Below are 12,416 nucleotides of genomic sequence, written 5' to 3'. Positions count from 1 at the left end.
CCGAGGCGCGTCTCGAAGCCATCACCAGCCGGCCTTGGTTGATGTCCTCGGTCGGTCGGCGCACGGAACATGCTGGCCAGACCACCATCACGCTCACCGGCCAGCATGCCTACTTCGACAAGGCCCGGCAGGTGCTCATGCGCATCTCCAGCCAGCTTCAAACCTGGGCGAGCGAAGCTGCGGAGCAGTTGGCCTCCCCATCGGTCTGGTTGCGCTGTTGCGATCATCTCAAGCGCACCCTCGCAGCAATCGCGACACCCCAAGCACTCCGTTTGCTGCCCAATCATGCAAACGGTGTGGGGTAACTGAGGTTTTTAGGATGAAGTCATTGCGAGGCGCGCAGCGCCGTGGCAATCCAGTGCGTTCTTCTATTTCTGCGTCCTTGCCGGCTCGGGCGATCGGATAACAGTCCTACGCACTGGATCGCCACGCCCTGCGGGCTCGCGATGACGGTTAAGGTCTCAGCACCTCTTCATGCACTCCTGGCACTGCCGTCATTGCGAGGCGCGCCAGCGCCGTGGCAACAATGAAGTCATTGCGAGGCGCGTAGCGCCGTGGCAATCCAGTGCGTTCTTCTATTTCTGCGTCCCTGCCGGCTCGGACGATCGGATAACAGTCCTACGCACTGGATCGCCACGCCCTGCGGGCTCGCGATGACGGTTAAGGTCTCAGCACCTCTTGATGCACTCCTGGCACTGCCGCCATTGCGAGGCGCGCAGCGCCGTGGCAATCCAGTGCGTTCTTCTATTTCTGCGTCCCTGCCAGCTCGGGCGATCGGATAACAGTCCTACGCACTGGATCGCCACGCCCTGCGGGCTCGCGATGACGGTTAAGGTCTCAGCACCTCTTCATGCACTCCTGGCACTACCGTCATTGCGAGGCGCGTCAGCGCCGTGGCAACAATGAAGTCATTGCGAGGCGCGCAGCGCCGTGGCAATCCAGTGCGTTCTTCTATTTCCGCGTCCCTGCCAGCTCGGACGATCGGATAACAGTCCTACGCACTGGATCGCCACGCCCTGCGGGCTCGCGATGACGGTTACGGTCTCAGCACCTCTTCATGCACTCCTGGCACTGCCGTCATTGCGCAGCGCGCCAGCGCCGTGGCAACAATGAAGTCATTGCGAGGCGCGCAGCGCCGTGGCAATCCAGTGCGTTCTTCTATTTCTGCGTCCTTGCCGGCTCGGGCGATCGGATAACAGTCCTACGCACTGGATCACCACTGCCTTCGGCCCCGCGATGACGGGCTGCTGCTCAGCCCTCCGACAAGTTCAGGGCGAATGGAACAAGCAGACTCAAGGGCCGGGCTCAATGGCTTCCGGCAAACAGCGCCGAGAGCGCCTCTCCCGGCTGCGACTGGCGCATGAAGGCTTCGCCGACGAGGAAAGCATTGACCGCGTTGCTGCGCAGGCGCTGGACGTCCTCGACCGCCAGTATCCCGCTCTCGGCGACGACGATGCGCTCGGCCCCCTCGGCAACAACGCGCGGCGCGAGATCGAGCGTCGTCTGCAGATCGACGTTGAAGGTACGAAGGTTGCGGTTGTTGATGCCGATCAGCGGCGTCTGCAACTGCAGCGCGAGTTCCAGCTCGGCCGCGTCGTGCACCTCGACCAGCACGCCCATGCCGAGCCCATGCGCAATCGCCTCGAGTTCGCGCATGGTCGGCAGGTCGAGTTCGGCGACGATGAGCAGGATCGCGTCGGCGCCCATCGCCCGGGCCTCGTACACCTGATAGGCGTCGATCAGGAAATCCTTGCGCAGCACCGGCAAGGCACAGGCGGCGCGCGCCGCCTGCAGGTACTCGGGGGCCCCCTGGAAGAACTGGCGGTCGGTGAGCACCGACAGGCAGGCGGCGCCGTGCCGCTCGTAGTCGGCGGCAATCTCCGCGGGACGGAAGTCGGCGCGGATGACGCCCTTCGACGGGCTCGCCTTCTTGATCTCGGCGATCACCGCAGGCTGCCCGGCAGTGACGCGGCGGCGGATGGCGCCGACGAAGTCGCGTGCCGGCGCATTGCGCGCGGCATCCTCGGCTTCGGCGCGCAGCACGGCCAGCGGCTTTGCCGCCTGCGCGGCGGCGACTTCCTCGCGCTTGACGGCGATGATCTTCTTCAGGATGTCGCTCATGCGAACCGCCGCGTGTACTTGATGAATTCTTCGAGCTTGGCGCGCGCGGCACCGCTGGCAATCAGTTCGAAGGCGCGACTGACGCCTTCGTCGATCGTCGGTGCGACGCCGGTGACGTAGAGGCTGGCACCCGCATTGAGCGCAACGATGTCGCGCGCCGGTCCCGGCCGATTGTCGAGCGCGCCGAGCAGCACCGCCTTCGACTCGTCGCTGCCGGAAACGCGCAGCACCTTCGGGTCATGCACCGGCAGGTTGAACTGTTCGGGATGCACGGTGTATTCGGACACCTTGCCGTCCTTGAGTTCGCCGATCATCGTCGCCCCCGAGATCGAGATCTCGTCGAGCCCGTCCATGCCATGCACGACCAGCGCGCGCTCGCTGCCCAGCCGCTGCAGCACGCGCACGAGGATGCCGACGAGGTCCGGGTGGAAGACGCCGAGCAGCTGGTTCGGCGCCTCGGCGGGGTTGGTCAGCGGGCCCAGGATGTTGAACAGCGTGCGCACGCCGAGCTCGCGGCGCACCGGCGCCGCGTACTTCATCGCGCTGTGGTGGCTCGGCGCGAACATGAAGCCGACGCCGACCGTGTCGAGGCACTCGGCGACCTGCTCGGCCTGCAGCATGATGTTGGCGCCGAGCGCTTCGAGCACGTCGGCGCTGCCCGACGAGGAGGACACCGAACGCCCGCCGTGCTTGGCGATGCGCGCACCGCCGGCGGCGGCGACGAACATCGCCGCCGTCGAGATGTTGAAGGTGTGCGCGCCGTCGCCACCGGTGCCGCAGGTGTCCACGAGACGCGCCGTGTCGGCGACCTTCACCTTGGTCGACAGCTCACGCATCACCTGCGCCGCGGCGGCGATCTCGCCGATCGTCTCCTTCTTGACGCGCAGGCCGATGATTATCGCGGAGATCAGCACCGGCGATAGCTCGCCGCTCATGATCTGTCGCATCAGCGACACCATCTCGTCGTGGAAAATTTCGCGGTGTTCAATGACCCGCGTCAGGGCGTCCTGCGGCTTCATGCTGCGTGTTCCTCAAGAAAGTTCTTCAACAGTTCGTGGCCACACTCGGAGAGGATCGACTCGGGGTGGAACTGCACGCCTTCGACCGCCAGCGTGCGGTGGCGCAGGCCCATGATCTCGCCGTCTTCGGTCCATGCGGTGACTTCGAGGCAGTCGGGCAGCGACTCGCGCTCGACCGCGAGGGAGTGGTAGCGCGTGCAGGAGAGCGGGTTGGGCAGCCCGCGGAAGACGCCGACGTCCAGGTGCTGCACCGGCGAGACCTTGCCGTGCATCAGCTTCTTGGCATGGACGACGCGACCGCCGAAGGCCTCGCCGATCGCCTGGTGGCCGAGGCAGATGCCGAGGATCGGAATCTTGCCGGCGAACTCGCGGATCGCCGCCAGCGAAACGCCCGCCTGCGCTGGCGCGCACGGACCGGGCGAGATCACCAGGTATTTCGGCGCCAGCGCGGCGATTCCGGCGAGGCTGATCGCATCGTTGCGATGTACCTGAACCTCCTGCCCGAGTTCGCCGAAATACTGGACGATGTTGTAGGTGAAGGAGTCGTAGTTGTCGATCATCAGCAGCATGAAGCGGCTATCCTCTTGTCTTGTGAGCTCTCATTCGGGCAAACAGTCATCTTGGCCAGCCGCTTTGCCGATGGCAAAAGTCGGCGCCAACGATCCGGCACGCAAAGCCGATATTGTCGCGCATAACGGCGTTCGCCGGAACCTTCCCCGCGCCGCAACACTGGCACAACGCAATGGCGACTTGCCTCGCATCACCCCATGCATTTATGCTCTCCAGCACACTCCCAGATGCAGGCGCAGGTCACTGACGCCGCGATGCAAGCTCGGGCCGCAATCGCGCAGTTCCGGGCAAATCAATCAACCTTGCTCCAGGAGCTTCCATGCACCTCAAATCACTGAACATGTGGCTGCCCTCGATCGCTGCCTGCGGCCTGTTGGTAGCGTGCTCGACAGTGACCGTCGGCAGCGAACCGGGAGCGACGCCGCCGCAACTGGTTTCCGCCAAGAACGCCGACGGCCAACAGGTCATCGCTTGGGACAATCCATCCGCATTTGGTCCGGTGCCTGCCGCTCTTGCCGCAAAGGGACAGGCGGTGTGCGGGAGTCTCGACACCGAGAAGATGAAGTTCGAGGCGATCGGCTATCATCCGCACGCAAAAGACGTCAATGGCAAGCCCTTCGATGGCGGTGGTTACTTCTGCGTCAGGAAGTGACGAAGCGTTCCCCGGGCCACGCAAGCGCCTGACCGGCGCTTCGCCGGCCCGCGGCGGCTGGCGTCATCAGCCGGCAACGTTGGCGACGCGGACCCGCAGGCGGCGTGAGCCGCCTGCCGATTTCAGGGCATCCCAGGAATCATGCCCTTCATCTTGCGCATCATCTTGCCGATGCCGCCGCGCGAGAACTGCTTCATCATCTTGCGCGTCTGCTCGAACTGGTTGAGCAGGCGGTTGACCTCCTGCACCTGGACGCCTGCGCCGGTGGCGATGCGGCGCTTGCGCGAGGCCTTGATCAGTTCGGGCTTGGCGCGCTCGGCCGGCGTCATCGAGTTGATGATGCCCTCGATGCGCGCGATCGACTTGTCGGGCGCACCCGACGGCATCTGCGCCGCGGCCTTGGCGAACTGCGCCGGCAGCTTGTCCATCATCGCCGTCAGGCCACCCATCTTCTTCATCTGCACGATCTGCTCGCGGAAGTCCTCGAGGTCGAAGTCCTTGCCCGACTTCAGCTTCTTGGCGAGTTCGACCGCCTTTTCCTGGTCGACGCCCTTCTGCGCCTCCTCGATCAGCGACAGCACGTCGCCCATGCCGAGGATGCGCGAGGCCATCCGCTCGGGGTGGAAGGGCTCGATTCCAGTGAGCTTCTCGCCGATACCGGCGTACTTGATCGGCCGACCGGTGACGTGGCGCACCGACAAGGCGGCACCGCCGCGCGAGTCGCCGTCGAGCTTGGTGAGGATGACGCCGGTCAGCGGCAGCGCCTCGTTGAACGCACGCGCGGTGTTGACCGCGTCCTGGCCAAGCATCGCGTCGACCACGAACAGGGTCTCGATCGGTTTCAGCGCGGAATGCAGTTCGGCGATCTCGCGCATCATCGCCTCGTCGATCGCCAGCCGGCCGGCGGTGTCGACGAGGAGGACGTCGTGGTAGTGGCGCTTGGCCCAGTCGAGCGCCGCGCGCGCGATGTCGAGCGGCTGGTCGGTCGGCGCCGACGGGAAGAAATCGACCCCGGCCTGGCCGGCGACGGTCTTCAGCTGGGCGATGGCGGCGGGACGATAGACGTCGCAGGAGACGACCAGCACCTTCTTCTTCTGCGTCTCGCGCAGGAGCTTGGCGAGCTTGCCGACGGTGGTCGTCTTGCCGGCGCCCTGCAGGCCGGCCATGAGCACGATCGCCGGCGGCTGCGCGGCGAGGTTGAGTCCTTCGTTGGCCTCGCCCATCAGCCGCGTCAGCTCGCGATGCACGACCCCGATCAGTGCCTGCCCGGGAGAGAGCGAACCGATCACCTCCTCGCCGATCGCCTTCTCGCGCACGGCAGCGATGAAGTCCTTGACCACCGGCAAGGCCACGTCGGCTTCGAGCAGCGCCATGCGCACCTCGCGCAGAGCATCGGCGATGTTGTCTTCGGTCAGTCGTGCCTGACCGCGCAGCGACTTGACGACGCGGCTCAGGCGCTGAGAGAGGTTGTCGAGCATTTGGCTACCAGCTTGGGTTAAACTTGCGGGATGAGCGACATTCTACTGCAAACTCTTTACCCGATCGTCGCGGCGCTCCTCTATGCAGCGCTCGCCTACCACTTCTGGAACACTCGCTGGCGCGAGACCGACAAGCCGCTGATCTCGCTGCCGATGCAGCCCTGGGAACGCGGGGCAATCGGCCTCGCGCTGCTGGTGCATGGCAGTGGTCTCTACCTCGACCTCTTCGGCGGCGATGGCATGCGCTTCTCGTTCAGCCTGGCGCTGTCGCTGATGCTCTGGCTCGCGGTGCTGATCCACCTGCTGGAAAGCTTCCACGCACGCATGGACGGACTGCAGCCGATGGTGATGCCGCTGGCCTCGGTCTGCGCCTTCCTGCCGCTGGCCTTCCCCGAGGCGCGCGAAGTCAGCTACGCGCAGTCCTTCGGCTTCCGCCTGCACTTCATGGCAGCGATGCTCGCCTACAGCCTGTTCACGCTGTCGGCGCTGCACGGGCTGTTCATCGGTTTCGCCGAGCGCAAGCTGCACCAGCGCGCGATGACGCGCGGCCTGTCAAGCCTGCCGCCGATCCTGACCATGGAAGCGATCCTCTTCCACATGATCGGCATCGGCTTCCTGCTGCTCAGCTTCGCGCTCGGCAGCGGCGTCTTCTTCTCCGAGGAAATCTTCGGCGTGCCTTTCAGCGTCGACCACAAGACGGTGTTCGGCTTCGCCGCCTGGGCCATCTTCGCGACGCTGCTGGTCGGCCGCCACTTCTTCGGCTGGCGCGGCCGCCTCACCCTGCGCTGGACGATGGTCGGCTTCGCGATGCTGCTGCTCACCTACATCGGCAGCCGCTTCGTCGCCGACGTGCTGCTCGGCAGGGCCTGATCATCGGCCGGCGGCCCGCCCGGCGCAGCCGGCCCTGCGCCTTCATGCCCCTCCGTTCTGCCAGGGTGCCCCGATGAATTTCGACCTCGCGCTGCTCGCCGACCCGACCGCCTTCGCGGTGCTCTGTGGCCTGCTCGGGCTCGTCGTCGGCAGTTTCCTGAACGTGGTGATCCACCGGCTGCCGCAGATGATGGAGCGCGAGTGGCAGCTACAGTGCGCCGAATTGCGCGGCGAGCCGCTGCCCGAGCACGAGCCCTTCGACCTCGTGCGCCCGCGCTCGCGCTGCCCGCATTGCGGCCACCGCATCGGCGCGCTGGAAAACATCCCGATCATCAGCTGGCTGTTGCTGCGCGGGCGCTGCTCGTCGTGCCAGCGGCCGATCTCGCCGCGCTACCCGCTGGTCGAGGCGGCCAGCGCGATCCTGTCGCTGCTCGCCGCGCTGCACTTCGGTCCCGGCTGGCACGCGGCCGCGGCCATGCTGCTGATCTGGTGCCTGCTCGCGCTCGCCTTCATCGACCTCGACACGCAGTTCCTGCCCGATTCGATCACGCTGCCGCTGCTCTGGGCCGGACTGCTGTTCAACATCGCCGGCGGCTTCACCGACCTGCGCTCGGCGGTGATCGGTGCCGCCGCGGGCTACCTCTCGCTGTGGTCGGTGTATTGGCTGTTCAAACTCGCCACCGGCAAGGAAGGGATGGGCTTCGGCGACTTCAAGCTGCTTGCCGCCCTCGGCGCCTGGTTCGGCTGGATCGCCCTGCCGCTGATCATGCTGGCCTCCTCGCTGGTCGGCGCGCTGGTCGGCATCGCACTGATGGTATTTGCCAGTCACAAGCGCGAGACGCCGATCCCGTTCGGCCCCTATCTGGCCGGCGCCGGGCTGCTCACGCTGTTCTGGGGCCAGGACGTGATCCAGGTATGGCTGCGCAGCTTGTAGGCCGATGACGGCTCTTGAAAGCCGGGCCGCCACCACCATGTGCACGCCCACAGGCAGCCGCCCGGCAGCACGAGGTGCGGCCCCGTTCAGTTATAATCCGCCCCATTTGGAGGACACCATGCCGATTTATCCGTATCGCTGCGATTCCTGCGGTTTCGAGAAGGATCACCTGCAAAAGCTGAGCGATCCGCATATCGACGCCTGCCCGTCCTGCGGCAGCGCTGCCTACGCCCGCACCCTGACCGCCGCCGGCTTCCAGCTGAAAGGCAGCGGCTGGTACGAAACCGACTTCAAGGGCTGCGCCAGCAAGCCGGCCGCGAAGGCTCCCGCCGAGTTGCCGCCCTGCGCGGGCGGTTCCGGATCCTGTGCATGCGCGGCCAATTGATCAAACGCTACTTCATCACCGGTCTCCTGATCTGGGTGCCCCTGGCGATCACCGCCTGGGTGCTCTCCCTGATCATCTCGACGATGGACCAGTCGCTGCAGTTGCTGCCGGCGGCGGTCCATCCGCACACGCTGTTCGGCTTCGACATCCCCGGCGCCGGCGCCGTGGTGACGCTCGGGGTGATCTTTCTCACCGGCCTCGTCACCGCCAACTTCGTCGGCCAGAAAATCGTCGAATGGTGGGAGCGTCTGCTCGCACGCATCCCGGTCGTCAATTCCGTCTATAACAGCGTCAAGCAGGTTTCCGACACGCTGTTCTCGTCGAGCGGCCAGGCCTTCCGCAAGGCCTTGCTCGTCCAGTACCCGCGCGAGGGCTCGTGGACCATCGCCTTCCAGACCGGACAGCCCGGCGGCGACGTGGCCAACCACCTCACCGGCGACTGGGTCAGCGTCTATGTGCCGACGACCCCCAACCCGACCTCCGGCTTCTTCCTGATGATGCGCCAGGCCGACGTGGTCGAGCTCGACATGAGCGTCGACGAGGCCCTGAAATACATCATCTCGATGGGCGTCGTCGCCCCGCCGCCGCGCAAGCGCAAGACGACGCGGCCCATCCTCGACGAGCCCGCCGCCTGAAGCCTCGGCTACCGCCGCGGGCCGCTGCTGACGCCCGCGCCGCCAACCCTTTCAACGCTTTCAAAGACTCCCGCGCCCTCCCGGCGCTCACTGCCAAGACACAACGCCGAACACACCATGAGAACTCATTACTGCGGACAACTCGACTCCAGTCTCAACGGCCAGGAGGTCACGCTTTGCGGCTGGGTGCACCGGCGACGTGACCACGGAGGCGTCATCTTCCTCGACCTGCGCGACCGTGAAGGCCTGGCGCAGATCGTCTGCGATCCGGATCGCCCCGAGATGTTCGCGATCGCCGAATCGCTGCGCAACGAGTACTGCCTGAAGATCACTGGCCGCGTCCGTCCGCGCCCGACCGGAACGCAGAACGCCAACCTCGCCTCGGGCGAGATCGAGGTCCTCTGCCTCGACATCGAAGTGCTCAACGCCTCGGTGACGCCGCCGTTCCAGCTCGACGACGAGAACCTGTCGGAGAACGTGCGCCTGACCAACCGCGTCATCGACCTGCGCCGTCCGCAGATGCAGAAGAACCTGCAGCTGCGCTACAAGGTCGCGCGCGCGTTCCGCCGCTTCCTCGACGACGCCGGCTTCATCGACATCGAAACGCCGATGCTGACCAAGAGCACGCCCGAAGGCGCGCGCGACTACCTGGTGCCGTCACGTGTCCATGCCGGACACTTCTTCGCGCTGCCGCAGTCGCCGCAGCTGTTCAAGCAGCTGCTGATGGTCGCCGGCTTCGACCGCTACTACCAGATCGTCAAGTGCTTCCGCGACGAGGACCTGCGCGCCGACCGCCAGCCCGAATTCACTCAGGTCGATATCGAGACCTCGTTCATGAGCGAGGAAGAGATCACCGCACTGATGGAGAAGCTGATCCGCACGGTGTTCAAGCAGGCGATCGACGTCGACCTCCCCGATCCCTTCCCGCGCATGAGCTACGCCGAAGCGATGCAGCGCTACGGCTCGGACAAGCCCGACCTGCGCGTGACGCTCGAACTGACCGAAGTCACCGATCTCGTCCGCGACGTCGCCTTCAAGGTCTTCGCCGGTGTCGCCAACAGCGAGGGCGGCCGCGTCGCCGCGCTGCGCGTCCCTGGCGGTGCCGCTGGTGCCACCGCTCTGACGCGTGGCGAGATCGACGAATACACCAAGTTCGTCGGCATCTACGGCGCGCGTGGCCTCGCCTACATCAAGGTCAACGACGCCAGCCAGCCGAACGAGAGCGGCCTGCAGTCGCCGATCGTCAAGAACCTGCACGAGACCGCGCTGCGTGCGATCATCGAACGCACCGGCGCGCAGTCGGGCGACTTGATCTTCTTCGGCGCCGACAAGGCCAAGGTGGTCAACGACGCGCTCGGCGCCCTGCGCGTCAAGCTCGGCCACGAGAAGGGCTACGTCAACGGCAAGGCCTGGGAGCCGCTGTGGGTCGTGGACTTCCCGATGTTCGAGTACGACGAGGAAAACAAGCGCTGGGCAGCCTGCCACCACCCGTTCACCAGCCCGAAGGACGAACACCTCGACCTGCTCGTCAGCGACCCGGGCAAGTGCCTGGCCAAGGCCTACGATCTCGCCCTGAACGGCTGGGAACTCGGCGGTGGCTCGGTGCGTATCCACCGCGCCGACGTGCAGGAGAAGGTCTTCGCCGCGCTCGGCATCGACGAGGAAGAAGCGCAGGCCAAGTTCGGCTTCCTGCTCGACGCGCTCAAGTACGGCGCGCCGCCGCACGGCGGCCTCGCCTTCGGCCTCGACCGCATCGTCACCATGATGACCGGCGCCGAGTCGATCCGCGACGTGATCGCCTTCCCGAAGACGCAGCGCGCGCAGTGCCTGCTCACCAACGCGCCCTCGACCGTCGACGAGAAGCAGTTGCGCGAACTGCACATCCGCCTGCGGCAGAAGATCGAGACGCCGGCCGACGCCGGCTGATCACGCGCCCGGCGCGGCGGGAAGTTCCCGGCCGCGCCGGACTCCGTGCAGGCTGCACGGGTCCCACGCACCAGGCGCGCAGCGGACCCGCAAGGCTGCACCTGAAACGCCGAGCCCTTCGCAAGGAAGTCACCCGATGCGCCCTGCCTGCCTGCGCGCGCTGCTCGCGCTGCGCCATCACCTGCTCGGCGCCTTGTCGCCGACGCTGAAACTCGCACTCGCCGGCCTGCTCGCCAGCTTCATCGCCATCGCTCCGGCACAGGCACGTGGCGATGACGCGGCGACGCGCGCCGCCGCGCCGATCGCCAGCATCGCGCTCGACGAGTTGCCGCGCGAGGCGGTCGAGACGCTCAGGCTGATCCGCAACGGCGGACCTTTCCCCTATCCGCGCAAGGACGGCAGCGTCTTCGGCAACTTCGAGAAACGCCTGCCGCTGCAGCCGCGCGGCTACTACCGCGAGTTCACGGTGCCGACGCCGGGCGCGCGCGACCGTGGCCCGCGGCGCATCGTCGCCGGCAGCGGCGACGACTACACGCGTTCCGGCGAGTACTACTACAGCGAAGACCACTACCGGACTTTCCGACGGATCCGCCCATGACCGAGAAGACCACTGCCCCAGCCGACACCTCGGCGCAGCCCGCGTCACTGACCGCGTCGACGCTGCGCGCCGGCTTCGCCGACCTCCTCTCCCGCCCTGGAGCGGCAGGCATCCTGCGCCTGCCCGGCGACGACTGGCCAACCCTGCGCGAGGCTGCGCGCGCGCGTGGCCTCGTCGGCGCCGAGATCGATCTCGCGGCGGCGAGCAGTACCGAGGCTGCGCTGAGGGAAATCGGCCGCGCGCTCGCCTTCCCCGACTGGTACGGTGAAAACTTCGACGCGCTCAACGACTGCCTCGGCGAATTCGCCGTAGCCAGCGGCGCCGTCGTCCTGCTGCGCGGCATCGAGCAGTTCGACGCTGCCGACCCGGAAGGGGCGGCGACCCTGCTCGAAGTGCTCGAAGCGGTCAGCGCCGAGCGTGCGGGCGACAGCTCACCGCTGTGGATCTTCCTCGCCACCGGCGAACGAAAACCGGCTGCGGCGCCAACGAGCGCCGCGCCGAAGCCGCTGAAGAAGCCGGTTTCGGTGCTGGTGGTGATCCACACCGCCGACCTGCAGGTCCTGCTGCTCGAACGCGCCTCGCACCCGGGCTACTGGCAGTCGGTCACCGGCAGCCTGGAGGAAGGCGAACTGCCCGTGGAAACCGCGCGCCGCGAGGTGTTCGAGGAAACCGGGATCGACGTGGCCAAGGGCATCCTGCGCGACTGGCAGATGACCAACCGCTTCGAGATCTTCGCCGAGTGGCGACACCGCTACCCGCCCGGAGTGACGCACAACGACGAGCACGTCTTCTCGCTCGAACTGCCGGTGGTCTGCCCGGTCACGGTCGCCCCGGACGAGCACCTGTCCAGCCGCTGGCTGCCCTGGCAGCAGGCAGCGGCCGAATGCTTCTCGTGGAGCAACCGCGACGCGATCCTGATGCTGCCGCAGCGCGTCGGCGCCTAGGCAGCGGCGGGCGGCAACCTTGCTTCCAGGCACTCCGGACAGTAGCACTCGGCGTCCGGGGTCGTCGGCATCGCGATGCGCGTCGGCTCGTCCATGCACCAGCACTTGCCGGTGCCGGCGTCAAGGCCACAACTGAATGCGCGTCCGCAGGCGATGCAGTGATGCTCCTGCGCGCCCTTGGCCGCAGCGCCGCTCTTGGCTTCGTCCATGATCCAATCTCCGGTGAGTGAGTCGGGGTAGGCAGCACTTCGCCCACGGCTTCCATTCTGCCTCGATTCCGCCTG

The 12,416-nt window shown here is 66.5% G+C and carries 14 protein-coding genes; 9 read left to right on the top strand and 5 right to left on the bottom strand.

Translation table 11 applies throughout. The annotated features are described in order from the left end of the window. Positions 1–305 (top strand): hypothetical protein (locus CCR84_RS04780; RefSeq protein WP_420825380.1); only part of this gene is annotated, 305 nt, incomplete at its 5' end. Between the two features lie 1,000 nt (positions 306–1,305). Here CCR84_RS04780 and trpC read toward each other — a convergent pair. Genes trpC through CCR84_RS04765 form a run of 3 tightly spaced genes read right to left on the bottom strand, consistent with a single transcriptional unit; the run spans position 1,306 to position 3,709 of the window. Continuing rightward, positions 1,306–2,121, bottom strand: a complete 816-nt coding sequence (trpC, locus tag CCR84_RS04775; protein WP_201210162.1) for an indole-3-glycerol phosphate synthase TrpC — start codon at positions 2,119–2,121, stop codon at positions 1,306–1,308. After that, positions 2,118–3,140, bottom strand: a complete 1,023-nt coding sequence (gene trpD / locus CCR84_RS04770) for an anthranilate phosphoribosyltransferase (protein ID WP_201210160.1) — start codon at positions 3,138–3,140, stop codon at positions 2,118–2,120. Before trpD ends, trpC begins: the two co-directional genes overlap by 4 nt. Next, positions 3,137–3,709: an aminodeoxychorismate/anthranilate synthase component II gene (locus tag CCR84_RS04765; protein ID WP_201210158.1), complete on the bottom strand. Its 573-nt coding sequence runs from the start codon at positions 3,707–3,709 to the stop codon at positions 3,137–3,139. Before CCR84_RS04765 ends, trpD begins: the two co-directional genes overlap by 4 nt. A 320-nt stretch (positions 3,710–4,029) precedes the next feature. Between CCR84_RS04765 and CCR84_RS04760 the strand changes: the two genes are divergently transcribed. Beyond that, complete coding sequence (locus CCR84_RS04760; RefSeq protein ID WP_201210156.1) at positions 4,030–4,362, top strand: hypothetical protein; 333 nt, start codon at positions 4,030–4,032, stop codon at positions 4,360–4,362. A gap of 122 nt (positions 4,363–4,484) precedes the next feature. Here the strand turns inward: CCR84_RS04760 and ffh are convergent, their stop codons facing one another. Further along, positions 4,485–5,840 carry a signal recognition particle protein gene (gene ffh, locus CCR84_RS04755; protein WP_201210154.1) on the bottom strand — a complete coding sequence of 452 codons (1,356 nt, stop codon included), beginning with the start codon at positions 5,838–5,840 and terminating at the stop codon, positions 4,485–4,487. A 30-nt stretch (positions 5,841–5,870) separates the two neighbouring features. Here ffh and CCR84_RS04750 point away from each other — a divergent pair, with 30 nt between their 5' ends. The 7 genes from CCR84_RS04750 to nudB all read left to right on the top strand — a co-directional run bounded on the left by CCR84_RS04750 (position 5,871) and on the right by nudB (position 12,132). Further along, a complete protein-coding gene (locus CCR84_RS04750; protein ID WP_201210153.1) occupies positions 5,871–6,710 on the top strand; it encodes a cytochrome C assembly family protein in 840 nt (279 codons plus the stop codon). Between the two features lie 73 nt (positions 6,711–6,783). Further along, positions 6,784–7,644, top strand: coding sequence for a prepilin peptidase (locus CCR84_RS04745; protein ID WP_201210151.1), 861 nt, complete (start codon positions 6,784–6,786; stop codon positions 7,642–7,644). Positions 7,645–7,648: 4 nt separating this feature from the next. Further along, positions 7,649–8,029: an FmdB family zinc ribbon protein gene (locus CCR84_RS04740; RefSeq protein WP_420825379.1), complete on the top strand. Its 381-nt coding sequence runs from the start codon at positions 7,649–7,651 to the stop codon at positions 8,027–8,029. Continuing rightward, on the top strand, positions 8,014–8,664 hold the full coding sequence (locus CCR84_RS04735) for a DUF502 domain-containing protein (RefSeq protein ID WP_207186216.1): 651 nt from the start codon (positions 8,014–8,016) through the stop codon (positions 8,662–8,664). Before CCR84_RS04740 ends, CCR84_RS04735 begins: the two co-directional genes overlap by 16 nt. Positions 8,665–8,781: 117 nt before the next feature. After that, positions 8,782–10,590: an aspartate--tRNA ligase gene (aspS, locus tag CCR84_RS04730; protein WP_201210150.1), complete on the top strand. Its 1,809-nt coding sequence runs from the start codon at positions 8,782–8,784 to the stop codon at positions 10,588–10,590. A gap of 136 nt (positions 10,591–10,726) precedes the next feature. After that, entirely contained in the window at positions 10,727–11,188 is a 462-nt protein-coding gene (locus CCR84_RS04725) for a guanyl-specific ribonuclease (RefSeq protein ID WP_201210149.1), read from the top strand. Then, on the top strand, positions 11,185–12,132 hold the full coding sequence (nudB, locus tag CCR84_RS16765) for a dihydroneopterin triphosphate diphosphatase (protein ID WP_201210148.1): 948 nt from the start codon (positions 11,185–11,187) through the stop codon (positions 12,130–12,132). The genes CCR84_RS04725 and nudB overlap by 4 nt, the downstream gene beginning before the upstream one ends. Here nudB and CCR84_RS04715 read toward each other — a convergent pair. Continuing rightward, entirely contained in the window at positions 12,129–12,341 is a 213-nt protein-coding gene (locus CCR84_RS04715) for a cysteine-rich CWC family protein (RefSeq protein ID WP_201210147.1), read from the bottom strand. The genes nudB and CCR84_RS04715 overlap by 4 nt on opposite strands. Between the last annotated feature and the right edge of the window lie 75 nt (positions 12,342–12,416).

The organism is Rhodocyclus purpureus (assembly GCF_016653115.1).
Classification (GTDB): Bacteria; Pseudomonadota; Gammaproteobacteria; order Burkholderiales; family Rhodocyclaceae; genus Rhodocyclus; species Rhodocyclus purpureus.
This window is presented reverse-complemented; position numbering and strand designations above follow the sequence as displayed.

Excerpts from the sequence above, each read along its gene's own strand:
- trpC (WP_201210162.1), bottom strand. The coding sequence starts at position 2,121 with ATGAGCGACATCCTGAAGAAGATCATCGCCGTCAAGCGCGAGGAAGTC.
- trpD (WP_201210160.1), bottom strand. The coding sequence starts at position 3,140 with ATGAAGCCGCAGGACGCCCTGACGCGGGTCATTGAACACCGCGAAATT.
- CCR84_RS04765 (WP_201210158.1), bottom strand. The coding sequence starts at position 3,709 with ATGCTGCTGATGATCGACAACTACGACTCCTTCACCTACAACATCGTC.
- CCR84_RS04760 (WP_201210156.1), top strand. The coding sequence starts at position 4,030 with ATGCACCTCAAATCACTGAACATGTGGCTGCCCTCGATCGCTGCCTGC.
- ffh (WP_201210154.1), bottom strand. The coding sequence starts at position 5,840 with ATGCTCGACAACCTCTCTCAGCGCCTGAGCCGCGTCGTCAAGTCGCTG.
- CCR84_RS04750 (WP_201210153.1), top strand. The coding sequence starts at position 5,871 with ATGAGCGACATTCTACTGCAAACTCTTTACCCGATCGTCGCGGCGCTC.
- CCR84_RS04745 (WP_201210151.1), top strand. The coding sequence starts at position 6,784 with ATGAATTTCGACCTCGCGCTGCTCGCCGACCCGACCGCCTTCGCGGTG.
- CCR84_RS04740 (WP_420825379.1), top strand. The coding sequence starts at position 7,649 with ATGACGGCTCTTGAAAGCCGGGCCGCCACCACCATGTGCACGCCCACA.
- CCR84_RS04735 (WP_207186216.1), top strand. The coding sequence starts at position 8,014 with ATGCGCGGCCAATTGATCAAACGCTACTTCATCACCGGTCTCCTGATC.
- aspS (WP_201210150.1), top strand. The coding sequence starts at position 8,782 with ATGAGAACTCATTACTGCGGACAACTCGACTCCAGTCTCAACGGCCAG.
- CCR84_RS04725 (WP_201210149.1), top strand. The coding sequence starts at position 10,727 with ATGCGCCCTGCCTGCCTGCGCGCGCTGCTCGCGCTGCGCCATCACCTG.
- nudB (WP_201210148.1), top strand. The coding sequence starts at position 11,185 with ATGACCGAGAAGACCACTGCCCCAGCCGACACCTCGGCGCAGCCCGCG.
- CCR84_RS04715 (WP_201210147.1), bottom strand. The coding sequence starts at position 12,341 with ATGGACGAAGCCAAGAGCGGCGCTGCGGCCAAGGGCGCGCAGGAGCAT.